The 22184-nt window shown below is 67.0% G+C and carries 19 protein-coding genes and 1 riboswitch; of the genes, 9 read left to right on the top strand and 10 right to left on the bottom strand.

Annotated features, from left to right (window positions below; translation table 11 throughout):
- Window positions 1-282 precede the first annotated feature (282 nt).
- Window positions 283-2793: a prolyl oligopeptidase family serine peptidase gene (locus C1926_RS07760; RefSeq protein ID WP_108758803.1), complete on the bottom strand. Its 2511-nt coding sequence runs from the start codon at window positions 2791-2793 to the stop codon at window positions 283-285.
- Window positions 2794-2916: 123 nt separating this feature from the next.
- A riboswitch (S-adenosyl-L-homocysteine riboswitch) is annotated at window positions 2917-3000 on the top strand.
- Between the two features lie 36 nt (window positions 3001-3036).
- On the opposite strand from C1926_RS07760, the gene ahcY reads away from it, so the two are divergent.
- From ahcY to C1926_RS07745, 3 genes are all read left to right on the top strand, one after another.
- Window positions 3037-4482, top strand: coding sequence for an adenosylhomocysteinase (ahcY, locus tag C1926_RS07755; RefSeq protein WP_108745972.1), 1446 nt, complete (start codon window positions 3037-3039; stop codon window positions 4480-4482).
- Between the two features lie 249 nt (window positions 4483-4731).
- Entirely contained in the window at window positions 4732-5205 is a 474-nt protein-coding gene (gene ybaK / locus C1926_RS07750; protein WP_079220649.1) for a Cys-tRNA(Pro) deacylase, read from the top strand.
- The gene (locus C1926_RS07745; protein ID WP_108758802.1) at window positions 5205-5648 is read left to right on the top strand and encodes a hypothetical protein; all 444 of its coding nucleotides are present in this window, start codon (window positions 5205-5207) and stop codon (window positions 5646-5648) included. Before ybaK ends, C1926_RS07745 begins: the two co-directional genes overlap by 1 nt.
- Before the next feature lie 53 nt (window positions 5649-5701).
- On the opposite strand, the gene C1926_RS07740 is transcribed toward C1926_RS07745, so the two are convergent.
- Complete coding sequence (locus C1926_RS07740) at window positions 5702-6259, bottom strand: DUF3228 family protein (protein ID WP_108760645.1); 558 nt, start codon at window positions 6257-6259, stop codon at window positions 5702-5704.
- Between C1926_RS07740 and C1926_RS07735 the strand changes: the two genes are divergently transcribed.
- The 3 genes from C1926_RS07735 (at window position 6158) to C1926_RS07725 (ending at window position 9476) form a co-directional block, all read left to right on the top strand.
- On the top strand, window positions 6158-7495 hold the full coding sequence (locus tag C1926_RS07735) for a type 1 glutamine amidotransferase domain-containing protein (protein ID WP_254057381.1): 1338 nt from the start codon (window positions 6158-6160) through the stop codon (window positions 7493-7495). The two genes, C1926_RS07740 and C1926_RS07735, sit on opposite strands and share 102 nt — an antisense overlap.
- Before the next feature lie 17 nt (window positions 7496-7512).
- Complete coding sequence (locus C1926_RS07730) at window positions 7513-8187, top strand: response regulator transcription factor (RefSeq protein WP_216822058.1); 675 nt, start codon at window positions 7513-7515, stop codon at window positions 8185-8187.
- A 71-nt stretch (window positions 8188-8258) separates the two neighbouring features.
- Window positions 8259-9476 carry a HAMP domain-containing sensor histidine kinase gene (locus tag C1926_RS07725; RefSeq protein ID WP_159095050.1) on the top strand — a complete coding sequence of 406 codons (1218 nt, stop codon included), beginning with the start codon at window positions 8259-8261 and terminating at the stop codon, window positions 9474-9476.
- A 6-nt stretch (window positions 9477-9482) separates the two neighbouring features.
- On the opposite strand, the gene C1926_RS07720 is transcribed toward C1926_RS07725, so the two are convergent.
- The 3 genes from C1926_RS07720 to C1926_RS07710 are packed head-to-tail and all read right to left on the bottom strand — an operon-like array spanning window position 9483 to window position 12228.
- Window positions 9483-10214, bottom strand: a complete 732-nt coding sequence (locus tag C1926_RS07720) for a LytTR family DNA-binding domain-containing protein (RefSeq protein ID WP_108758798.1) — start codon at window positions 10212-10214, stop codon at window positions 9483-9485.
- Window positions 10199-11269: a histidine kinase gene (locus tag C1926_RS07715; protein WP_108758797.1), complete on the bottom strand. Its 1071-nt coding sequence runs from the start codon at window positions 11267-11269 to the stop codon at window positions 10199-10201. Before C1926_RS07715 ends, C1926_RS07720 begins: the two co-directional genes overlap by 16 nt.
- A gap of 26 nt (window positions 11270-11295) precedes the next feature.
- Window positions 11296-12228 carry an alpha/beta hydrolase gene (locus tag C1926_RS07710; protein WP_108758796.1) on the bottom strand — a complete coding sequence of 311 codons (933 nt, stop codon included), beginning with the start codon at window positions 12226-12228 and terminating at the stop codon, window positions 11296-11298.
- A 202-nt stretch (window positions 12229-12430) separates the two neighbouring features.
- Between C1926_RS07710 and metF the strand changes: the two genes are divergently transcribed.
- Both metF and C1926_RS07700 read left to right on the top strand, forming a co-directional pair.
- Window positions 12431-13258 carry a methylenetetrahydrofolate reductase [NAD(P)H] gene (gene metF / locus C1926_RS07705; protein WP_079220642.1) on the top strand — a complete coding sequence of 276 codons (828 nt, stop codon included), beginning with the start codon at window positions 12431-12433 and terminating at the stop codon, window positions 13256-13258.
- A gap of 40 nt (window positions 13259-13298) precedes the next feature.
- A complete protein-coding gene (locus tag C1926_RS07700; protein WP_108758795.1) occupies window positions 13299-13880 on the top strand; it encodes a DUF4124 domain-containing protein in 582 nt (193 codons plus the stop codon).
- Window positions 13881-13977: 97 nt separating this feature from the next.
- Here C1926_RS07700 and C1926_RS07695 read toward each other — a convergent pair whose 3' ends face one another.
- The 3 genes from C1926_RS07695 to C1926_RS07685 all read right to left on the bottom strand — a co-directional run bounded on the left by C1926_RS07695 (window position 13978) and on the right by C1926_RS07685 (window position 18980).
- Window positions 13978-14931: a Nudix family hydrolase gene (locus tag C1926_RS07695; protein ID WP_108758794.1), complete on the bottom strand. Its 954-nt coding sequence runs from the start codon at window positions 14929-14931 to the stop codon at window positions 13978-13980.
- A 111-nt stretch (window positions 14932-15042) separates the two neighbouring features.
- The gene (gene secA, locus C1926_RS07690; RefSeq protein ID WP_108758793.1) at window positions 15043-17775 is read right to left on the bottom strand and encodes a preprotein translocase subunit SecA; all 2733 of its coding nucleotides are present in this window, start codon (window positions 17773-17775) and stop codon (window positions 15043-15045) included.
- Window positions 17776-18026: 251 nt separating this feature from the next.
- Window positions 18027-18980, bottom strand: a complete 954-nt coding sequence (locus C1926_RS07685) for a M23 family metallopeptidase (protein ID WP_079220638.1) — start codon at window positions 18978-18980, stop codon at window positions 18027-18029.
- A gap of 12 nt (window positions 18981-18992) precedes the next feature.
- Between C1926_RS07685 and C1926_RS07680 the strand changes: the two genes are divergently transcribed.
- A complete protein-coding gene (locus C1926_RS07680) occupies window positions 18993-19442 on the top strand; it encodes a DUF721 domain-containing protein (protein ID WP_079220637.1) in 450 nt (149 codons plus the stop codon).
- 282 nt (window positions 19443-19724) lie between these two features.
- On the opposite strand, the gene lpxC is transcribed toward C1926_RS07680, so the two are convergent.
- Window positions 19725-20636: a UDP-3-O-acyl-N-acetylglucosamine deacetylase gene (gene lpxC / locus C1926_RS07675; protein ID WP_079220636.1), complete on the bottom strand. Its 912-nt coding sequence runs from the start codon at window positions 20634-20636 to the stop codon at window positions 19725-19727.
- A gap of 184 nt (window positions 20637-20820) precedes the next feature.
- Window positions 20821-22056 carry a cell division protein FtsZ gene (gene ftsZ, locus C1926_RS07670; RefSeq protein WP_079220635.1) on the bottom strand — a complete coding sequence of 412 codons (1236 nt, stop codon included), beginning with the start codon at window positions 22054-22056 and terminating at the stop codon, window positions 20821-20823.
- Window positions 22057-22184 lie beyond the last annotated feature (128 nt).

Below are 22184 nucleotides of genomic sequence, written 5' to 3'. Positions count from 1 at the left end.
CGAACCTCGGGGCATGATCCGTCGCCAAGCCTACCCCAGTTCGAAGCCGTTGCTGCGTTGCAGAAATGGTTTCATCTGCACGTATCCGCTGGCTACGGATACACCGGTCGGGCAACCGACGTGTGGGAAACCCCGACGGGGTAGAGTCGACCGTTGGTCGACTATCGCGCGCGGCGCGGGATTTCCAGCGGCTGAAAGAAGGGCAGTCGACCAACGGTCGACTCTACCCCGCCGAAGCAACAGGCGGCCCCCGTTGCAGGGGCCGCCATCATCGCGCGCGGGTCAGCGCTTCTTCTTCGCCTTGCCCTGCTCGGCCGGACCGATGGTCTGTTCCAGCCAACGCTCGCTCTCGGCCAGCATGGTCATGATCGACTCGCGTGCGCGGTAGGCATGCGATTCGTTCGGCAGCATCACCAGCCGTGCCGTGCCGCCCAGGCCCTTCACCGCGGCGAACATGCGCTCGCTCTGCAGCGGGAACGTGCCGGAGTTGTTGTCGTCCACGCCGTGGATGAAGAGGATCGGATCCTTGATCCTGTCGGCGTAATTGAACGGCGCCATCTTCTGGTACACGTCCTGCGCCTGCCAGTAATTGCGCTCCTCGGCCTGGAAACCGAACGGGGTGAGCGTGCGGTTGTAGGCGCCGCTGCGGGCGATGCCAGCCTTGAACAGGCGGGTGTGCGCCAGCAGGTTGGCGGTCATGAATGCACCGTAGGAATGGCCACCGATGGCGATGTGCTCGCGGTCGGTCACGCCACGGCGCACCACTTCATCCACGGCGGCCTGTGCATTGGCCACCAGCTGCTCGATGTAGGTGTCGTTGGGTTCCTTGTCGCCCTCGCCGATGATCGGCATGGTCGGGCTGGCCAGCACCACGTAGCCCTTGGCCAGGAAGGCCTGCGGCCCCCAGTAGCTGATCGCGTTGAAGCGGTACGGCGAGTCGGTCACCTGGCTGGCGGCCGCGGCGCTCTTGAACTCACCCGGGTAGGCCCACATCAGCAGCGGCCGCGGGCCATCGCGCTTGGGGTCGTAACCCGGCGGCAGCAGCAGCGTTGCGGTCAGGTCCACGCCATCGGCACGCTTGTAGCGGATCTGCTCCTTCTGCACGCCCTTCAGCTGCGGCAGCGGGTGGGCGAAGTGGGTCAGCGCGCGCGGTGCGGCATCGGCCTGCGCCAGCGACTGCACGTAGAAGTTGCTCGGCGCGTCCGGGCTTTCGCGGGTCAGCAGCAGCGATTCGCCTTCCTGGTCCAGCAGCGCGACCGGTGCCGAATACACCGGCGCCTGCGAATGGAACAGGCGGGTGGCCTTGCGGCTCTCGATGTCGAAGCGATCGACGAACGGACGATCGCCTTCCGGCGAGGCACCCTGCCCGTACAGGAAGATGCTGCGGCCATCGGCGGTGGTCTGCAGGCGGCTGCGGCCGTTGACGTCGCGCACCACGCCGGCGCGGCCCGGATCGTTGTAGCGGTCCTGCGCATCGCGGTTCCACAGCAACTGCGGCGACTGCGCCGCATCGTCCGGGGTGATCCGCCAGGTCTTGGTGTTGCGCGTCTTCCACCACGATTCGCTGAGCAGGGCCAGGTCGCCACGACCCCAGGTGATGCCGGCAAAGCGGCTGCCCAGCTGGGCCAGGGTCACCGGCGGCTTTTCGAACGGCGCGGCCTGCATGAACACCGCATCGCGCACCTTGGCGTCGCGGTTCGGATCACCACCGTCCTGCGCTTCGGCCCAGACCAGGGTGGCCGGCGCATCGGCGCGCCAGCTGATGTCGCGCACGCCGGTCACTTCGGCATCATTGCCGGTCGGCAGGCCCTCCACCAGCGGGCGCGAGGCCACGCTGTGGGCCAGCTGGCCGTTGCGGTCGAGCACCTCGATGCGTCGCGGGAAGCTGCCCACCGGCACCACGTACGAGTACGGGCGCTGCACGCGCTGGCTGAGCAGGTAGTTGCCATCCGGCGACACGCTCAGGCCCAGGTAGATGCCCGCCATGCCGATGGCACGCGCCTGCCCGTCCAGGCTGACCTGCATCGGCTGGGCGTTGGCGTAGTAGTCGAACAGCTTCGCATCGGCCTGGTTCTTCAGCAGGTCCTGGTAGGTGCGGATGGACACCACGCCGGTGCTCTTGCCGGTCTGCTGCACGGCCGGGCCGGTGGGAATGCCATCGGCCGGCGGCGGGTCGCCCGCGTTGGCCACGCGGGTCATCACGATCAGGCCGCGGCTGTCGGGCAGCCACTGGTAGCCATCGCCGAACACGGTGTTCAGGTCGGTGCGGACGCGGCGTGCGCTGGCGCTGGCCACGTCCACCAGCCACAGTTCGTTGGCACCGCTGGCGGCGTCGACCTGGTTGAAGGCCAGCCACTTCTGGTCGGGCGACCAGGCCAGGCCTGCAATCGACAGCTGCGGCGGCAGGCCGCTGATCTGCAGTTCCTTGCCGTCGGCCACGTTCAGCAGCCACAGCTTCTCGCCGAAGCTGAAGCGGCTGTCGGAGAACGTGCGCGGGTTGATGCGGATGCCGGCCAGCTTCAGTTCCGGCTGGGCCACCACCTGGATCGACGGCAGCGACGGCATCTGCATCAGCGCGGCCACGTCGCGGCGCGGCGACAGGAACAGGCTGGGCGCACGCGGCGCATCAACCACCGCCTGCAGCGCGGCCGACGGCAGTTCATAGCCGGTTTCGCCCTTGGCCGCCGCCACCTGCGGGCTGTCGGCGGACCAGGCCTGCGGGACCACCGCCAGCAGGGCCATGGACAGGACCAGGCCGGTCCAGCGCCGGCTGCGGCGCGCGTGCTTGCTCATCGATCTTCCTGTTTTGTATGCGTGAAGACCCTCGACCTTAACAGGCACCGACCCGCGCCCCATCTGCCGATGGTTGGGTCGCTCCGGTTCCGCCCCGGGGCCGCGATATACTGGGCGTTCTCCCCTGCCGAGGGGCGCTGCGACCGGAACCCATGAGGCCCGGCCAGGCTCGGTAAGGTGGCTTTGTAACAACGGCGCCCGGCTAGATGCGAGTACCCGCTCGCCCACAACCGGAGCTACTGCATGAACGCTGTTGCCAAGACCTTCTCCACCGAAGGTGACTACAAGATCCGCGACATCACCCTGGCCGACTGGGGTCGCAAGGAACTGGACATCGCCGAGCACGAGATGCCGGGCCTGATGTCGATCCGCCGCAAGCACGCCACCAGCCTGCCGCTGAAGGGCGTGCGCGTGACCGGCTCGCTGCACATGACCATCCAGACCGCGGTGCTGATCGAGACCCTGAAGGACATCGGCGCCGACGTGCGCTGGGCCTCCTGCAACATCTTCTCGACCCAGGACCACGCCGCTGCGGCCATCGCCGCCACCGGCACCCCGGTGTTCGCCTGGAAGGGCGAAACCCTGGAAGAGTACTGGGACTGCACCCTGGACGCGCTGACCTTCACCCTGGCCGACGGCACCCTGACCGGTCCGGAGCTGGTGGTGGACGACGGCGGTGACGTGACCCTGCTGATCCACAAGGGCTACGAGCTGGAAAACGGCAGCGACTGGGTCAACACCGCCTCCTCCTCGCACGAAGAACAGGTCATCAAGAACCTGCTCAAGCGCGTGGCCACCGAGCGCCCGGGTTACTGGGGCCGCGTGGTGAAGGACTGGAAGGGCGTCTCCGAAGAGACCACCACCGGCGTGCACCGCCTGTACCAGCTGGCCCAGGCCGGCACCCTGCTGATCCCGGCGATCAACGTCAACGACTCGGTCACCAAGAGCAAGTTCGACAACCTGTACGGCTGCCGCGAGTCGCTGGCCGATGGCCTGAAGCGCGCGATGGACGTGATGCTGGCCGGCAAGGTGGCCGTGGTCTGCGGTTACGGCGACGTGGGCAAGGGCTGCGCCGCGTCGCTGCGTGCCTACGGCGCACGCGTCATCGTCACCGAGATCGACCCGATCTGCGCCCTGCAGGCGGCGATGGAAGGCTATGAAGTCAACACCATCGAATCGACCCTGGGCCGTGCCGACCTGTACGTCACCACCACCGGCAACAAGGACATCATCCGCATCGAGCACCTGAGCGCGATGAAGGACCAGGCCATCGTCTGCAACATCGGCCACTTCGACAACGAGATCCAGGTCGATGCGCTGGTCGGCTTCAAGGGCGTGCAGCACGTCAACATCAAGCCGCAGGTGGACAAGTACATCTTCCCGAACGGCAATGCGATCTTCCTGCTGGCCGAAGGCCGCCTGGTGAATCTGGGCTGCGCCACCGGCCACCCGAGCTTCGTCATGTCCAACTCGTTCGCCAACCAGACCCTGGCCCAGATCGACCTGTGGGCCAACAAGGACAGCTACGAGAAGAAGGTCTACCTGCTGCCCAAGCACCTGGACGAAGAAGTGGCCCGCCTGCACCTGGAAAAGATCGGCGTGAAGCTGACCACCCTGACCCAGGAACAGGCCGACTACATCGGCGTGCCGGTGGAAGGCCCGTTCAAGCCGGACCACTACCGCTACTGATGTCGTGCGGGGGTCGGATCCCTTTCCGCAGGAAAGGGCTCTGACCCCAGCAACGGATGCACACGGAACGGGCGCCTTCGGGCGCCCGTTCTGCGTTCCGGCCCGGGGTCGGATCCCTTTCCATGGGAAAGGGCTCCGACCCCCCTGCCGAAGCACGCAGGTGGTCGTGGCGCTACATTGGTGTTCGGCCATGCATCCCGGCAGGAGCCTCGGTCAAGGCAACGCGCCTAGCGCGCGCTACGATGCCCCATGACCCCCGCCATCAACCTGCTCAAGCGCGAAAAAATCGCCCACACCGTGCGCAGCTACGTGCACGACGCGCATGCCGAATCCTACGGCGGCGAAGCCGTGGAGAAACTCGGCCTGGACCCTGCCCAGGTGTTCAAGACGCTGCTGGCCAGCACCGAAACCCACGAACTGCTGGTGGCGATCGTGCCGGTGGCCGGGCAGCTGGACCTGAAGGCACTGGCCGAAGCCGCCGGCTGCAAGAAGTGCGAGATGGCCGCGGCCGATGCTGCCCAGCGGGCCACCGGCTACCTGGTCGGCGGCATCAGCCCGCTCGGGCAGAAGAAGCGCCTGCGCAGCTTCCTCGATGCCAGCGCACAGTCACTGCCGGCGATGCACGTCAGCGCCGGCCGCCGCGGCCTGGAAGTGGAACTGGCCCCGGCCGACCTGTTGCGGCTGACCGCAGGGCACTACGCGCCCATCGGGAAGGCCCGCTGATGTCCGCCGCAGATGTCCTGCTGCAGGACCTGCTCAGTGGCGATGCCACGCGCATCCATGCCTCGGCAAGCCGGGTCGCGGTGACCTTCGATCACGCGCTGCTGGACGCACTGGCCCCGCATGCCGACCGTATCGAACGTGCCTGCGCCGGGGTCACACTCGGCGGCGCACTGCTGGCCAACCAGGTGCATCTGCAGGCGGCGCTGCAACGCCTGCGCTACTGGCAGGCGCAGGCTGGCTGCCTGTGCGCACTTACGCCGACGTATCTGTTCTTCGACCCGCGCAGGCTGATCGAACAGGGGCAGATGCGGTTGCTCTCGGTAGGCGACGCCGAAGACGGCTGGGGCGAATGCCACCACGTCACCTGCACGCAGTGTGGCCAGTCCTGGGAAGCGACCGACCGCGAATACCATTACCCATGGTGGGAGTGGAAAGCCGCCTGACGAAGGGGTCAGATCCCTTTCCACCGGAAAGGGCTCTGACCCCACCCGATGGATCACGGCCGCCAGTTGGCGTTGCTTTCCCAGAACTGCACGGCGCGCTGGTAGGCCTCGCGGTCCAGTGGCACGCCGGAACCGCCCTCCTCCACACCCAGCGCGTTGCGCATCATGGTGATCGGCGCCATCGGCACTTCTTCCGGCTCGGCGGTGTAGATGCAGCCGACGATGCCCCAGTCCGCGTCGATCGGCGAGCCTTCCTTCGCCAGCTGTTCGGCGCTGTACAGAATCACCACCAGGTAATTCGCGCGCGGCGATTCCACGCCCTCGAACCAGCGCACCAGCACTGGCAGTTCCTCGCGGTTGCGCGCTTCGTAGCCGCTGCGCAGCAGGTGGCGGTTGGCCTCGGTGACCGGCACGGTCAGGCAGCGCGTGCTGGTCCAGTTCTCGTACACGAACAGTTTGCAGAACGGCGCATAGCCGTCGAGCACCTTCAGCGGCGCATGCGCGTTGAGGTGCGCCTGGAACTGTTCGGCGCTGATGTCCTGGATGGTGTTGGCGCGCGGCACGCGCGGGAACAGACGGGGACGGGCGAATTCAGTGAGGACGATGGACATGGCGTGCACGGGCGGGAACAGGTCATCAGGGTAACGGTCGATGCGCTTGAAGTCTGCTTCACATTTGACGGCCACAGTGCGCGTACATCTCCCGGAGAGTCCTGCATGAACCGCTTCCACCGCCCCCTGCTGTCCGGCCTGTTGGCCCTCCTTCTCCCCGCTGCCTTGTCCATCCCTTCCATATCTGCCGCATCACCGCGGGTGCTGCTCGTGGTCAGCAGCGAAGGCCGGGACCAGGGCAAGACCCGTCCGGGTTTCGAGATGGACGAATTCGCGCAGGCCTGGCTCATCCTCAAGCAGAACGGCTTTGACATCGACGTGGCAAGTCCGCGAGGTGGCGCCGTCGAGGCTGACAAGTACAACCCCTCCGAGGCTTTCAATGCCGCCGTCCTTGCCGATCCGCAGGCCATGGGCAAGTTGGCCGCAACCGTGCCCACCGCACAACTGCGTGCCAGCGACTACCAGGGCGTCCTGGTGATCGGCGGCAAGGGTGCCATGTTCGATCTTCCCGTCGATACGGCCCTGCACGCCACGATTGCCGGAATCTGGCAGCAGGGCGGGTTGGTCGCGGCGGTGTGCCATGGCCCGGCGGCGCTGGCAGGTGTTCGCCTTGCCGATGGCCGGGCAATGGTGGATGGCCGCGCCATGACCGGCTTCACAGAAGAGGAAGAAGCGCTGTTTGGCAAACGCTGGGCGAAGGAATTCGCGTTCCAGCTTGAACCGCGCATGCGCGAGCTGGGGGCACGCTGGCAGGAGGCACCGTTGATGATGCCGAAAGTGGTGGTCGATGGACGCCTGCTGACTGGCCAGAACCCGTTCTCGACCGCCGCGCTGGCCGATGCCTTCGTGCGCGCCAGCGGACGCGTGCCACTGGCGCGCCAGGCATGGCGCGACGAGCGCAGCATGGCGCTGGTGGAGCAGCACCTGCAGCAGCGCGATGGACGGGCGGCACGAGAACTGGCGCAGCGCCCCTCCGACCATCACGTTGAGTTGATCGGCATGCTGGGCTTCTACCAGCTGAAGGGCGCCAAGGATTCCAGCGCCATCACCGACGCGCTGTCCATCATGCAGTTGGCCAGCCCGCATATGGACGAACCGAGGCTGCAGGTCGCGATGGCAGAAGCCCACTGGCGCCTGGGCCGGACCGAACTGGCCCGTTCGCAGGTTCGGGCTGTGCTGGAAAAGCAGCCCGGACTGGACGAAGCTAGCGCTCTCCTGGCCCGCATGCAGCCCTGACCATGGACGCCGAGCGCCTGCGCCTGCTGTTGATTGAAGACAACCTGCCGTTGGCCTCGGCCATCATCGACATGCTGCAGGCGCATGGCCATCTGGTCGATTTCGCCGCTGACGGACACCTCGGGCTGCAGTTGGCACTGGCATCGCCGCCGGATGTACTGCTGCTCGATATCGGGTTGCCCGGCATCGATGGCACGACCGTCTGCCATCGGTTGCGCGAACGCAGCGATCGGCACGTCCCGGTGCTGATGCTGACCGCACGAGATGCGATCGGCGACAAGCTGCAGGGCTTCGCTGCGGGCGCAGATGACTATCTGGTCAAGCCCTTCGACGACGCCGAACTGCTCGCCCGCTGTCTCGCCCTCGCCCGCCGCCATCGCGTGGGTCAACCGAACCTCCTGCAGGTTGGACCGTTGAGCATCGACCGCCGCAGCGGCCAGGCCTGGCGTGCCGGAATGCTGCTGGAACTGGCACAGGTTCCGCAGAGCATCCTGCTCGTACTGGCCGAGGCCTGGCCGCGAACGGTCACGCGCAGCGAGCTCGTTCAACGCCTGTGGGGTGATGAGGCGCCGCCTTCCGATCCGCTGCGATCGCACCTGTATCTGTTGCGGCAGGCACTGGACAAGCCGTTCGAAGGCGAGATGCTGCGCACCGTCCACGGTGTCGGCTTCCGTCTGGAAGCCTCGCCATGAGGCCGCGGCCAACCCAGCGCCTGCGCCGTCGACTGGTGATCACATTCACCGCCTTCGCGCTGTTCACCGCCATGGTGTTCGGCACCTATTCGCTGGTATTCATGTACGTGGTGGAAGACAGCATCTTCAACGCCCAGCTGGACCGTGAAGCGCGGGCCCAGCTTGCCCGCCACGCGCACGAAGGGGACTGGGGGACGCCTGCCGACGCGGCCATCCAGCTGCATTACTCACCCTCGACCTTCCCCGACGATCTGCGCAGCGAGTTCGCAAAGGAACCCTGGCGCTCGGAGTTCGCAGGCGTCGATGGGCGACACTACCATCTCAAGCGGATCGATCCTCCGGCCGGCACCCCGCCTGCGTGGCTTGTGTCGGAAGTCAGCGCACAACTGGTGGTCCGACCGATCCGTGACCGGGTTGTAATGCTGCTGGCCGGCACGGCACTGCTGGTCTTGATCGCGGCGATTGCTCTTGGCATGTGGCTCGCCCATCGCAGCACGCGCTCGCTCTACGTGCTGGTCGAAGAGGTTGAAGCACTGCAGCCGGAACCCGGCCACGGCATGCGCCTGGCAGCGCGTTTCGACGATGACGAGATTGGCGTACTCGCGCGTGCGCTCGATGGTTTGTCTGCACGCGTCGCTGCCTTCCTTGCCCGCGAGCAGGCGTTCACGCGCGATGCCAGCCACGAGCTGCGTACCCCCCTGAGCGTCATCTCCAGTGCGGCAGGCCAACTATCCAGCGAGCCAGCACTGTCCGAGCGTGGCCGCCAGCATGTGCAGCATATCCGCCTTTCGGCACTGCAGCTGCAGCAGGCCATCGCGGCGCTGCTGGCGCTGGCACGGGAAGAAACCGCCAGCCACGGTGCTCCGCCGGTCAAGCTGGTACCGCTGCTGGAACGGGTGATCATCGAGCAGTCTCCGTTGCTGGCCGAGCGGCCTGTCGAGGTACGGCTGGACGTGCCCAACGGGGCCACGCTGCGTGCGCCCGAGGCGGCCCTGCGCGTCGTCCTGGCCAATCTGGTCGGCAACGCGTTCGCGCATACCGCGCAGGGTGAGGTCCTGATTGCATGGCAGGACGGTCACTTGCTGGTGCACAACACGGCGGGTACATCGCCCTTTCTGGGCAACTGGCCCGAACCGCGGCCCTTCGACAAGCGAGATGGCAGTGAGGGCAACGGTCTGGGCCTGGACATCATGCGGCGACTCTGCAGCCACTACGGGCTCGAGCTGGTCATCCAGCATGGCGGCGATGGGGTAATGGCCCGTTTGAGGGGGCAGCCCGCCGAGCTGTAGCAGCAGCTACAGCGCCATCCGCTCGCGCAGCTCACGCGCCTGCCGCCGCGAGACTTCCACCTCGCTGCCATCATCCAGCGCCAGGTCGTAGCCATCGCCCACGCTGGGACTGACCGCGCGGATCCGCCGCAGGTTCACCAGCGTGTTGCGGTTGGCACGGAAGAACAGCTCCACCGGCAGGCGTGCTTCCAGCGCGCTCAGGCTGCGGGTCAGAAGCGCATTCTGGTCGCGGAACCACAGGCGGGTGTAGTTGCCATCCACCACCAGCCGGCGGATCTCGCCTACGGCCACGAACCAGCACCGCTCGCCATCGCGCACGAACACCTGGTCCTGTGCGTTCAGGCTGCCACCTGCAACCACCGCCGGCGCGGCAGACACATCTTGCTGGCGCGCGCGTTCCAGCGCTTCATGCAGGCGCGGGGCTTCCACCGGCTTGACCAGATAGTCCAGTGCATTGGTCTGGAAGGCACGCACCGCATAGGCATCGTAGGCGGTGACGAACACCACGGCCGGCGCCTGTTCCAGGCCATCGAGCACATCGAAGCCGGTACCGGAGGGCATCTGTACGTCCAGCAGCACGAGGTCGGGTTTCAACCGGGCGATCGCCTCGCGCGCGGCCGGCACGTCATCGGCCTCGCCCACGCACTGCACCCACGGCAGCGCCGCCAGCAGCGTGCGCAGCTCCTGCCGCGCCAGCCGCGCGTCGTCGACGATCAGGACACTCAGGTTCGTGCGCATTGCGGGATCTCCAGGATGGCCTGCATGCGGCCGTCCGCCGGTTGCAGGTGGAAGCGGCCACCGCGGCCCAGCTGCGAACGCAGGTAGGCCAGGCCGACGCCATGCCCGGCGGTTGCGGCGGCATTGCCTGCGGCGGCCACACCCAGCGGATTGTCGACCTGCAGCCGCAGCAGGCCGTCGCGGCACTGCGCGCTGATACGCACCTCGCCACCGCCAGGACACACGGCGATGCCGTGCTTGATCGCATTTTCCACCAGCAGCTGCAGCGCCATCACCGGCAGGCGCGCCTGTGCGGCTTCGCCACTCACCTCGAAGTGCACCTGCAGGCGCTGTTCGTAGTGCACGGCTTCAACAGCCAGATAATCCTGCACCACGGCCAGTTCGTCGGCCAGCACTGCCTCCTCGCTGCGCGCGTGCTCCAGTGCATGGCGCAGCGTGCGCGAAAGATCGGTGACCATCTGCCGTGCGCGCTCGGGATCTTCGAGGATCAGCGCGCGCAGGTTGTTCAACGCGTTGAACATGAAGTGCGGGTTCAAGCGCGCGCGCAGCGCATCGCGTTCCAGCGCGCTGCGTTCGGCTTCGGCACGCAGGCGCGCCAGTTCGGCTTGGCGCGCACTGCGCACGCCGTGCAGGCCGGCCCACAACGCGGTCCACAGCCCCAGCATCAGCACGGTGTTGAGCCAGTAGAGCAGGCGTGCGACCGGGCGGAAATCACCCGATCGGCCACCAAAATCCACCCAGCCCAGTGCCAGCGCCGGCTGCAGCACCGCCGTCAGCAGCAGTTGCGCCAGTGCTGCACCCAGCAACACCGCCAGCGCCAGCCGCAGCACCAGCGCGCCCAGGTCCAGCCGCCACCAGTGGCGCCGCAGGGCCAGCGCGCGCACGCTGCCGCTGATGGCATACAGCAGCACGCCCAGGCCGACGCTGATGAGCGTGCTCCCACTGCTGCTGCCGCCACCAAACGCGCCGGTCATGGCCAGGCTGACCACGCAGAACAGCGCCCAGCCGAGGGTGTTGATCAACCAGAAGCGCAGCGTGGAGGTCGACTCGGGCATGGCAATGGCCGGCGGGGACGGAAGGATCAGCGGTGGCTGTCGAGGAACGCCTGCACCTGCCCACGCAGCCATTGCGGATCATCCCACATCAGGAAGTGGTGGCCGGTCGCGCTCAGTTCGATGCGTACACCCGGCAGCGTGGCGTACTGCGACTGGAAGATCGCACGCGCCGACGCTTCGGTCGCACCCATTGCCTGGTAGGACGCCCATGCGCCCAGCACCAGCGTGGGTGACTGGATACCGGCCACGTCGCTGCGCAGGTCGGTCACCAGCAGCGAGTACATCGCATCGGCGGTGGTGGCGCGATCGCTGTCGCGGCCCCAGTGCTTCAGTTCGGGCAGGCGCGCGGCACTGTTGGTCAGCGGGGCCAGCGCCGCTTCGGCCTGCGCCTGGTAGCTGGCCGGGTCCGCAGCCAGCATGGCCGTGCGCATCTGTTCGGCCATCGGCTGCACGCTCTGTGCGGTCGCCTGCGGGTTCTGCATGCCCGCGTAGAACGGCAGCGCGTCGACGATGACCAGCGGCCCCAGTGCGTCCGGTTCCTTCACCGCCATCTGCAGGGTCAGCACGCCGCCCAGGCTGTGGCCGATCACCGCCGGATGGTCCAGCGCCTGGTCATGCACATAGGCCAGCAGCTGGTCGCGCATGGCCGACAGGAAATCCGCCGGACGCGGCGCGGCGGCGCGGGCGCCGGCAAAGCCCGGCAGCTGCACCAGGTGGCACTGCACGTCCTTCAATGCCAGGCAGGTCTCGCGCCAGACCTCGGCGCTGCTGTTCAAACCAGGGATCATCAACAACGGGCGGCCGTGGCCGACCACCTCGACCTGCAGCGTGCCGGTGCCGATCGGGGCTGCCTCGGCAGCATGGGCCGCGCCCGAGCCGAGCACGGCCATCGCCATGCCCAGCATGGCCAGCCGGGCCAGGGCCTTCATTGCGTAGTACATCGCCAGGATCATCGTCATCGTGTGTTCCTTCCAGGGGCGGGTGCGTGGGGTGTGCGGCCAGCGTGGCCGCGATGGGCGCCGCCGGGGTGCAGTTCCGGAGCAACGGCCGCCACGCCGGGTGAACGGTCGCCACGCCCTGCCGCCTCTTCACGCCCTCATGCTTCACATCCATCTTGATGGAGAGATATACTCAAGCGCACCCGCTGCCACCGCCCGTGCCATGACCGCCATCAGCTTCGAGTTCTACCCACCCAAGACCGATGAGCAGCGTGGCCAGCTGGACCGTACCGCCGCCCGCCTGAAGGCGTATGCCCCGGAGTACGTGTCCTGCACCTTCGGTGCCGGCGGCTCCACCCTCAGCTACACCTCCGAGACGGTGCGCCACCTCAACCAGCACCATGGCTTCGATGCGGCGCCGCACCTGTCCTGCGTCGGCGGCACCCGGCAGGAAATCCGCGAGCTGCTCAAGCTGTACCGCGCCATCGGCTGCCGGCGGCTGGTCGCGCTGCGCGGTGACCTGCCCTCGGGCATGGGCTTTCCAGGCGACATGCGCTACGCGGCCGAACTGATCGCCTTCATCCGCGCCGAGCATGGCGATGCATTCCGCATCGAGGTCGGCGCCTACCCGGAAACCCATCCGCAGGCACCGGATGCACTGACCGACCTGAAGCACTTCAAGGCCAAGATCGATGCCGGCGCCGATGCGGCCATCACCCAGTACTTCTACAACGCCGACGCCTACTTCCACTTCGTCGATGAAGTGCAGCGGCTGGGCGTGCAGGTGCCGATTACCCCGGGCATCATGCCGATCGCCAACTTCAGCCAGCTGCGTCGCTTTTCCGAACAGTGCGGTGCCGAGATCCCGCGCTGGATCAGCCGCAGGATGCTGGCCTATGGCGACGACAGCGAATCGGTGCGTGCCTTTGGCGCCGAAGTGGTGGCCAGGCTGTGCCAGCGCCTGGTGGAAGGCGGCGCGCCAGGGCTGCACTTCTACACGCTGAACCTGGCCAAGCCGACGGTGTCGGTGCTGAAGCTGCTGAACGGCTGAAGGCGCACTGCGCTGTCGCTTTCAACGCTACCCTGTGGCAATGAAAGCTGTCCTGTCCCTGCTGCTGGTGCTGCTGTCCGCGGCCAGCATCGATGCCCACGCCCAATCCACGCGCCTGAACCGCTGCACCGATGCGCAGGGCCAGAGCGTCTACACCGACCGCCCGTGTGACAGCGTAGGCGCACAGTCGCGGCGTCCGCCGCCGCCACCGGCCGGCAGCACCCTGCAGCGCGACAGCCTGGGGGCCAGCTGCCCGCGCCGCCTCAGCGAGCTGGTGCAGGCCCTGCATGACGCGGTGAACACCCAGGACGTCAACCGGTTGTCCACGCTGTACCTGTGGAGCGCGGTGTCCGACGCCGGCGCGCAGCGCATCCTCGGCCAGCTGGAATCGGTGGTGCGGCGTCCGCTGGTGGACGTGGTGCCGGTGTACCCACGGCAGGATGATGAGGCGCAACCGGATGAGGGCCAGAGCCCTGCTGCGCAGGGATCCGACCCGGAGCCGGCGATGGCGCGGCATCCGGTCGGCCTGCGCCTGGAACAGACCCTGCCGGGCAGTGCGGCGCGCGCGGCGACGGTGCTGGGGCTGCGGCGGCAGTACGGGTGTTTCTGGATCACGTTGTAGGGCCGGGGTCGGATCTGCGCGCAGCGCGGCTCTGACCCCTTCCCGCAATCCTGGGGTCAGGGCCCTTTCCCGTGGAAAGGGATCCGACCCCGTCGGGTCAGGCTGGCCACAGGCCGCGGATCGCGGCGATGCCCTGGCCACCGTGGCGACGGGCCTGGCTGACCTGGCCTGCATCCAGCCCGCCCAGTGCGTAGATCGGCAGCGACACCTGCGCCCGCAACGCGGCGAACGCCTCCCAGCCCAGCGGGGTGGCTCCGGGGTGGCTGGCCGTGGCCTGCACCGGGCCGAGCACCGCGAAATCACAGCCCAGCCGCTGCGCTGCCTGCAGCTGCGCCAGGTCATGGCAGGAGGCCGCCACCAGCTGGCCCTCCGGCAGCGGTCGTTCCTGCAGGGCCAGCAGCTGTTCGCTGCCCAGGTGTACGCCGATGCCCAGCGCGCGGGCCAGTTCGATATCGCGGTTGAGCAGCCATTGCACGCCCTGCCGGTGCGCCTGCAGGGCCTGCTCGATCAGCACCTGCCGTTGCGGGTGCGCGGCCGGCAGGCGCAGCTGGATGCGCTGCTGGCCCGTGGCCACCGCCTGCTGCAGCTGGTCCTGCCAGCGCTGCACGCCGGCCTCGCCTTCTTCCGGCGCCGGGGTGATCAGGTAGCGGTCGGGTTGGCGCAGCGCGGCCACCACCGGCAGGTCGGCCGGCGGCATCGAATAGCGGCCCAGCTTGTCCGGCGCCACCCAGGTGATGGCCTGGCCCTCGCGCCCGCGCGGGGTGCCCTTCCAGCTGCGGATGTGCCGCACCTCCAGGGTCAGGTGCTTGTCCGGGTAGTGCTGCGGCACGTCCATGATCCACTCGCCGATCTCGGCCTCGATGCCGAGCTCTTCGCGCAGCTCACGCACCAGCGCCTGTTCGGAACTCTCGCCGGCCTCGCGCTTGCCGCCGGGGAATTCCCACAGGCCGGCCATGTCGCGGTTCTCGGTACGGCGGTTGAGCAGCACGCGGCCACGGACGTCGGTGATGACGCCGGCCACGACATGGATCGATCGTTTCGGGGAAGGCATGGGGACAGGATGCCGAATCGGCAGGGCGCCGCGCAATGCCGGCCGCCGGCCCGGCGCCGCCATCGCCCCGGCCACAACGAAGAAGCCCCGCTTTCGCGGGGCTTCCTGGGGTCAGCTCAGCTGGCCGTGGCAGTGCTTGTACTTCTTGCCACTGCCGCAGGGGCACGGATCGTTGCGGCCGATCTTCGGCTCGTCACGCTGCAGCGGGCTCCCGCCCTGCTGGGCGGCTTCCACCTGCGCCGCTTCTTCGTCGGCGCTGTAGCTGCCGGCGTCCTGGTGCTGGAACTGCGACTGGCTCAGGCGGGCTTCCACCTGCTGCCGCTCGGCGGCTTCCAGCGCCTGCACTTCCTCGTCGCTGCGGATGCGCACGCGTGCCAGCAGGGTCACCACTTCGCGCTTGACGTTCTCGAGCATGTCCGAGAACAGCTCGAAGGCTTCCTTCTTGTACTCCTGCTTGGGCTGCTTCTGCGCGTAACCACGCAGGTAGATGCCCTGGCGCAGGTAGTCCATGCGGGCCAGGTGTTCCTTCCAGCTCTGGTCGAGCACGGTCAGCATGACGTGCTTTTCCAGCGCGCGCATGGTTTCCTCGCCCACGCCGGCTTCCTTCTCGGCGAAGTGCTGGTTGACGCGCTCCAGCACCTTCGCAGCGATGCCTTCGGCGTCCAGTTCCTCGTGCGACTTGACCATGTCCACCAGCGACATCTGCAGGCCGAAGTCCGACTCCAGGGTCGCTTCCAGGCCACGCAGGTCCCACTGCTCGTCCACCGAGTTCGGCGGCACGAAGCGGGCGACCACGTCGAAGATCACGTCGTCGCGGATGCCGTCGACGTTGTCCTTCACCGATTCGGCGTCCAACAGTTCGTCGCGCTGGGCGTAGATCACCTTGCGCTGGTCGTTGTTGACGTCGTCGAAGTCCAGCAGGTTCTTGCGGATGTCGAAGTTGTGGGCCTCGACCTTGCGCTGCGCCTTTTCGATCTGGCGGCTGACCAGGCGGTCCTCGATGACGTCGTCTTCCTTCATGCCCATCATGCGCATGGCCTTCTGCACCCAGTCGGAGGCGAAGATGCGCATCAGGTTGTCTTCCAGCGACAGGTAGAAGCGGGACGAACCCGGGTCACCCTGGCGGCCGGAACGGCCACGCAGCTGGTTGTCGATACGGCGCGATTCGTGGCGTTCGGTGCCCACGATGTGCAGGCCGCCGGCGGCCTTCACCGCGTCATGGCGCTTCTGCCATTCGGCCTTGACCGCCGCCTTCTGCTCGTCGGTCGCGCCCTCGCCCAGCTCGTGGATTTCCGCTTCCAGCGAACCGCCCAGCACGATGTCGGTACCACGGCCGGCCATGTTGGTGGCGATGGTCACGGCAGCCGGGCGACCGGCGTTGGCAACGATGGTCGCTTCGCGGTCATGCTGCTTGGCGTTGAGCACTTCGTGCTTCACGCCGGCCTTGCTCAGGTGCTCGGACAGCATTTCCGAGGTTTCGATCGAGGTGGTACCCACCAGCACCGGCTGGCCGCGCTTGGCGCACTCTTCGATGTCGGCCAGCACCGCATTGAACTTGCCCTTGCGGTTGAGGAACACCTGGTCCGGGCTGTCCTTGCGGATGGTCGGGCGGTTGGTCGGGATGACCACCACTTCCAGGCCGTAGATGCTCTGGAATTCGAACGCTTCGGTATCGGCCGTACCGGTCATGCCGGACAGCTTCTTGTACATGCGGAACAGGTTCTGGAAGGTGATGCTCGCCAGCGTCTGGTTCTCGCGCTGGACCGGCACGCCTTCCTTCGCTTCCACCGCCTGGTGCAGGCCGTCGGACCAGCGGCGGCCGGCCAGGGTACGGCCGGTGAATTCGTCGACGATGACCACTTCGCCGTCGCGCACGATGTAGTCCACGTCACGCTGGTAGATGGCGTGCGCGCGCAGGGCGGCGTTGAGGTGGTGGACCACGGTCAGGTTCTGCGGCGCGTACAGGCCTTCGGTCTCGCCGTCGAGGATGCCGGCTTCCACCAGCAGCTGCTCGGCGTGCTCCATGCCCGCTTCGGACAGGTGCACCTGCTTGCCCTTCTCGTCGACCCAGAAGTCGCCCTCGCCGTCTTCCACTTCCTGCTTGACCAGGTTCGGCACGACGCGGTTGACGCGGATGTACAGCTCCGGGGAATCATCGGCCGGGCCGGAGATGATCAGCGGGGTACGTGCTTCGTCGATCAGGATGGAGTCGACTTCGTCGACGATGGCGTAGTGCAGGCCGCGCTGGTAGCGGTCGGCCTTGGACAGCGCCATGTTGTCGCGCAGGTAGTCGAAGCCGAATTCGTTGTTGGTGCCGTAGGTGATGTCCGAGCCATAGGCCTCGCGCTTGTCGCTGTGCGGCATGCCCGGGTAGACCACGCCCACGCTCAGGCCCAGCCAGTTGTACAGCTTGCCCATCTGCGCGGCATCGCGGCGGGCCAGGTAGTCGTTGACGGTGACCACGTGCACGCCCTTGCCTTCCAGCGCGTTCAGGTACACCGGCAGGGTCGCCACCAGGGTCTTGCCTTCACCGGTGCGCATTTCTGCGATCTTGCCCAGGTGAAGCACCATGCCGCCGATCAGCTGCACGTCGTAGTGGCGCATGCCCAGCACGCGGCGGCCGGCTTCGCGGCAGACCGCGAACGCTTCGGGCAGCACCTTGTCCAGGGCTTCACCCCCGGCGATGCGCTGCTTGAACTCCGGCGTCTTGGCCTGCAGCTGCTCGTCGGAAAGCTTCTCGATCTCCGGCTCCAGCGCATTGATCTTGGCGACGATGCGGTTGAGCTGGCGCAGCTGTCGTTCGTTACGACTGCCAAATACGCGGGTAAGCAGGCTGTTGATCATTGAAGGAACCGGGTTGGATGGACACAGCGGCCCGGCCTCCCCCCCGGGGATCCGATCGCCGCAAACGAAACAGGGCGCCTGGCGCCCTGTCGATGGCAACACCCATTGTAGCTTGGGACGGACACGAGGGGTTTCAACCCTTTGGCGATGGGGTCAGAGCCCTTCCGCGTTGCGGAAGGGATCCGACCCCGCGCAGGATCGGGGTCGAATCCCTTTCGCCGCGGCGAAAGGGCTCTGACCCCCAACCGGGTTCAACCGCGGCTGATGCGGCCGACCGGGGTATTGCCGCCGTCGCCGAGGAACTTGCGCGGGTTGACCACGTTGCCGTTCTCCCACACCTCGAAGTGCACGTGGGCACCGGTGGAGCGGCCGGTGGAACCAGCCTTGGCCACTTCCTGGCCGGCACGGACCAGGTCACCGACCTTCACCACCAGGCGCGAATTGTGCGCGTAGCGGGTGACATAGCCGTTGCCATGGTCGACGTCGACCACGTTGCCGTAGCCGCCCTTCACGCCGGAGAAGCTGACCACGCCATCGGCCACGGACATCACCGGGTCGCCGACGCGGGCGTGGAAGTCCATGCCCTTGTGGGTGGCGGCACCGCGGCCGAACGGGTCGGCACGGGTGCCGAAGCCGGAGGTGACGTAGCTGTTGCGGATCGGCATGCGCGAGGGCACGGCGTTCTGCTGCAGCTGGTGGTCGAACATCAGCGATTCCATCACCGACAACTGGCGGCCTGAAGCAGCGAAGCGCTGCTCCAGCACCTGTAAGTCGGCGTTGACGTCCTTGACCGGGATGTCCGCGGTCGGGCCGCCGGCATCGCCGTCACCCAGGCCGGGGGTTTCGTTGAAGTCGAACTCGCCGTCTTCCAGCTTGCCCATCTGGGTCAGGCGCTCGCCGAGGGCGTTCAGGCGGGTGGCCTGTGCCTGCAGCTCGCCCAGCCGGGCGGCCAGTGCGTTGACCTGGGTCTGCGCATCGCGCTGGACCTTGGCCAGTTCAGCTTCCTGGCGGTCGACCTTGGCCTGCAGGCGCGAGTCGTTCAGCGCGCTGGCGCCAAAGCCACCGGCAAGGCCGATAATGCAGCCTACCCCGAGCACGCTGCCCAGCAGGGCGCGGGGGCGGTCCTCGAAATAGAACCGCAAACGCGCGATCGGCGATTTGGCCTGCCCTTCACGCGTTTTGATTACGATCTTTTTGAATGCCATCAGTGAGTTTTCATGTCTGAGCCGAAATCCAGCGTTCGTCCCGCGACCAGGCCGAAACCGGCACTGGATGCAGTGATGGCGGACAAAAGCGGGAACCCTCTGCGTCGTGCCCTATGGCTCGATGCGCTGGACCGTCAGTTGCGCCCCCAGTTACCGCCCGCGTTGCGCAACCGTTGCCGGCTGGCCAATGTGGACGGGGAACACCTCATTTTTCTCGTCGAATCACCGGTCTGGCATGCCAAGTTGCGGCTTGCCGAAGCCCAGTTGCTCGACGCGGCCCGGTCCATCGGGCTGAAGGCCACCAAGGTGACCATCAAGACTGCGTCTCCCACTCCCACGCGCTCCCCAGCGCACGACAACCGGAATGGCCCCCACGCAGTTTCAGCCGCCACGCACAAAGGGCTACGCGACGCCTTGGCGGCCCTGCAGGATGCCCCGGTCAAACCGAAGCAAGGGTCCTGAGGACAACGGAGCATCCTGCTCCGATCCCCGTCGCGCGTGTCACCGCAGCGTGAAACATTTTCGGGGGCCGGGTCGCATCCTAGCCGCCCCGGGTGGTCGAGTCGTTAGATTGTTGTTAAATAATCGTTATATTCAGGCTTCCGGACGGTCTGGTTCACAAAACCGTGATCCGGAGCCGACAGTCGCTTTACCCGCTGCGCCATTCAGCCAGCACCGCCCGGAAACGACAACGCCGCCCTGGAAGGCGGCGTTTTCCTGTTTTATTTCAACAACCTGGGACGATCAGGCGTAGGCCGGGACGGCGTACACCACCGGATCTTCGGCGGTCGGCGACTCATAGGTCACCCACTCCCAGGCGGTGGCGTCGGCCATCAGCGCCCGCACCAGCTTGTTGTTGAGCGCGTGGCCGGACTTGAAGCCCTCGTAGGCACCCAGCACCTGGCCACCGGCCAGGTACAGGTCGCCGATCGCATCGAGGATCTTGTGGCGCACGAATTCGTCGGCGTAGCGCAGGCCGTCTTCGTTGAGCACGCGGAACTCGTCGAGCACGATGGCGTTGTCCATCGAACCGCCCAGGCCGAGGTTGCGCTCGCGCATGTACTCCAGGTCGCGCATGAAGCCGAAGGTGCGCGCGCGGGAGATTTCCTTGGTGTAGGCCATGGTCGAGAACTCGATTTCCTGGCGCGACTGCTTGGCCGGGATCATCGGGTGGTCGAACTGGATGGTGAAGCCCAGCTTGTACCCCTCATACGGGGTGAAGCGGGCCACCTTGTCGCCCTCGGTCACTTCCACGGTCTTCAGCACGCGGATGAAACGCTTGGGCGCGTCCTGTTCCACGATGCCTGCCGACTGCAGCAGGAACACGAACGGGCCGGACGAACCGTCCATGATCGGCAGCTCGGCCGAGGACAGTTCGACGATGATGTTGTCCACACCCAGGCCGGCCAATGCCGACATCAGGTGTTCGACGGTCTGGATCTTGGCGTCGTTGCAGGTCAGGCCGGTGCACAGGGTCACTTCGGTGACCAGTTCGGCCTTGGCCGGCACTTCCACCACCGGGTCCAGGTCCACGCGCCGGAACACGATGCCATGGTTGACCGGTGCCGGGCGCAGGGTCATGTAGACCTTGTCACCGCTGTGCAGGCCAACGCCGGTGGCGCGGATCGTGTTCTTGAGGGTGCGTTGCTGGATCATGGGGGTAGACCGGAAGTGACACGCTAGATTAACACGCACGGTCCCATACCCCGGCTGAAACGCCTCTGCAGGCTGCCGGTGGGACACGCGTCAAGCAAGGCGGCCGGGCCCATCCTGGCCCGGCGCCCGCATTATCAGGACATGGTGGCGCAACCCGGGGGGGACAAGCCCCGGGCAGCTCCGCTTAGTCCGCCTGGCGGCGCAGGAACGCCGGGATGTCCAGGTAATCGTTGGGCAGTTCAGCCGAAGCCGGGGCCGAGGAAGCCGGCGCCGACGGGGTCGAAGCGGCCACGCTGTCGCTGCTGGCACGACGCAGGCCCAGGCCCATGCCGCCGACGGCCTTGGACACGGCGTCGCCACCGTTGTCGAAATCGCCGAACTCCGGCTGGCCGGTGGTCGCGTTGCGCACCAGCTTGATCGGTGCACGCTCGCCCGGGCGCTGGCTCTTGCTGGCCGAGACACGGTTCAGGCCGGTGGCCACCACGGTCACGCGCACTTCGTCCTGCATGTCCGGGTCGAGCACGGTACCCACCACCACGGTGGCGTCTTCGGAAGCGAAGCCATCGATGGTGCGGCCGATCTCGTCGAACTCGGCCATGGTGAAGTCGGCGCCGGCGGTGATGTTGACCAGGATGCCGTTGGCACCAGCCAGGTTGACGTCGTCCAGCAGCGGGTTCTGGATGGCGGCTTCGGCGGCGGCCTGGGCGCGGTCATCGCCGCGGGCGGTGCCGGTACCCATCATCGCCAGGCCCATTTCGGACATGACGGTGCGCACGTCGGCGAAGTCGACGTTGATCAGGCCCGGACGCACGATCAGGTCGGCGATGCCCTGCACGGCGCCCTGCAGCACGTCGTTGGCGGCACGGAAGGCCTGGATCATGGTGGCGTTGCGGCCCAGCACGGTGATCAGCTTTTCGTTCGGGATGGTGATCAGCGAGTCGCAGTGCTGGCTCAGTTCCTCGATGCCCTTCAGCGCCACCTGCATGCGGCGACGGCCTTCGAACGGGAACGGCTTGGTGACCACGGCCACGGTCAGGATGCCCATTTCCTTGGCCAGCTGTGCCACCACCGGTGCAGCACCGGTGCCGGTGCCGCCGCCCATGCCGGCGGTGATGAACACCATGTCCGCACCCTGCAGCGCGTCCATGATGCGCTCACGGTCTTCCAGCGCGGCCTGGCGGCCGACTTCCGGGTTCGCGCCTGCGCCCAGGCCCTTGGTCACGTTGGTACCCAGCTGCAGCTGCAGCTTGGCACCGCAATTCTTGATGGCCTGCGAGTCGGTGTTGGCGGTGATGAATTCCACGCCATCCACTGCCGAGTTGACCATGTGCGCCACGGCATTGCCGCCGCCGCCGCCCACGCCAACCACCTTGATCACCGCATTGGGTGCCATCTTTTCGATCAGTTCAAAATGCGCCATGTCCGTGTCCTCGTTGTATCCGCTTGTCGGTGGCATGGGCGTTCAGGCCTCCTGCCTTTGCGCGTCATGTTGCCGGTGCGGCTGTGTGGGTTGTGTGTTGCGTTGTTGCGTCGTGTTGCCGGTAATGC

The organism is Stenotrophomonas sp. ZAC14A_NAIMI4_1, from assembly GCF_003086915.1.
Classification (GTDB): Bacteria; Pseudomonadota; Gammaproteobacteria; order Xanthomonadales; family Xanthomonadaceae; genus Stenotrophomonas.
This window is presented reverse-complemented; position numbering and strand designations above follow the sequence as displayed.

What these genes read in the sequence shown, in the direction of transcription:
- C1926_RS07715 (WP_108758797.1), bottom strand. Translation starts at nt 11,269, where the DNA reads ATGCCCGAGTCGACCTCCACGCTGCGCTTCTGGTTGATCAACACCCTC.
- C1926_RS07725 (WP_159095050.1), top strand. Translation starts at nt 8,259, where the DNA reads ATGGTGTTCGGCACCTATTCGCTGGTATTCATGTACGTGGTGGAAGAC.
- C1926_RS07760 (WP_108758803.1), bottom strand. Translation starts at nt 2,793, where the DNA reads ATGAGCAAGCACGCGCGCCGCAGCCGGCGCTGGACCGGCCTGGTCCTG.
- C1926_RS07740 (WP_108760645.1), bottom strand. Translation starts at nt 6,259, where the DNA reads ATGTCCATCGTCCTCACTGAATTCGCCCGTCCCCGTCTGTTCCCGCGC.
- C1926_RS07710 (WP_108758796.1), bottom strand. Translation starts at nt 12,228, where the DNA reads ATGACGATGATCCTGGCGATGTACTACGCAATGAAGGCCCTGGCCCGG.
- ybaK (WP_079220649.1), top strand. Translation starts at nt 4,732, where the DNA reads ATGACCCCCGCCATCAACCTGCTCAAGCGCGAAAAAATCGCCCACACC.
- C1926_RS07745 (WP_108758802.1), top strand. Translation starts at nt 5,205, where the DNA reads ATGTCCGCCGCAGATGTCCTGCTGCAGGACCTGCTCAGTGGCGATGCC.
- lpxC (WP_079220636.1), bottom strand. Translation starts at nt 20,636, where the DNA reads ATGATCCAGCAACGCACCCTCAAGAACACGATCCGCGCCACCGGCGTT.
- C1926_RS07680 (WP_079220637.1), top strand. Translation starts at nt 18,993, where the DNA reads ATGTCTGAGCCGAAATCCAGCGTTCGTCCCGCGACCAGGCCGAAACCG.
- ftsZ (WP_079220635.1), bottom strand. Translation starts at nt 22,056, where the DNA reads ATGGCGCATTTTGAACTGATCGAAAAGATGGCACCCAATGCGGTGATC.
- C1926_RS07685 (WP_079220638.1), bottom strand. Translation starts at nt 18,980, where the DNA reads ATGGCATTCAAAAAGATCGTAATCAAAACGCGTGAAGGGCAGGCCAAA.
- ahcY (WP_108745972.1), top strand. Translation starts at nt 3,037, where the DNA reads ATGAACGCTGTTGCCAAGACCTTCTCCACCGAAGGTGACTACAAGATC.
- C1926_RS07695 (WP_108758794.1), bottom strand. Translation starts at nt 14,931, where the DNA reads ATGCCTTCCCCGAAACGATCGATCCATGTCGTGGCCGGCGTCATCACC.
- secA (WP_108758793.1), bottom strand. Translation starts at nt 17,775, where the DNA reads ATGATCAACAGCCTGCTTACCCGCGTATTTGGCAGTCGTAACGAACGA.
- metF (WP_079220642.1), top strand. Translation starts at nt 12,431, where the DNA reads ATGACCGCCATCAGCTTCGAGTTCTACCCACCCAAGACCGATGAGCAG.
- C1926_RS07700 (WP_108758795.1), top strand. Translation starts at nt 13,299, where the DNA reads ATGAAAGCTGTCCTGTCCCTGCTGCTGGTGCTGCTGTCCGCGGCCAGC.
- C1926_RS07720 (WP_108758798.1), bottom strand. Translation starts at nt 10,214, where the DNA reads ATGCGCACGAACCTGAGTGTCCTGATCGTCGACGACGCGCGGCTGGCG.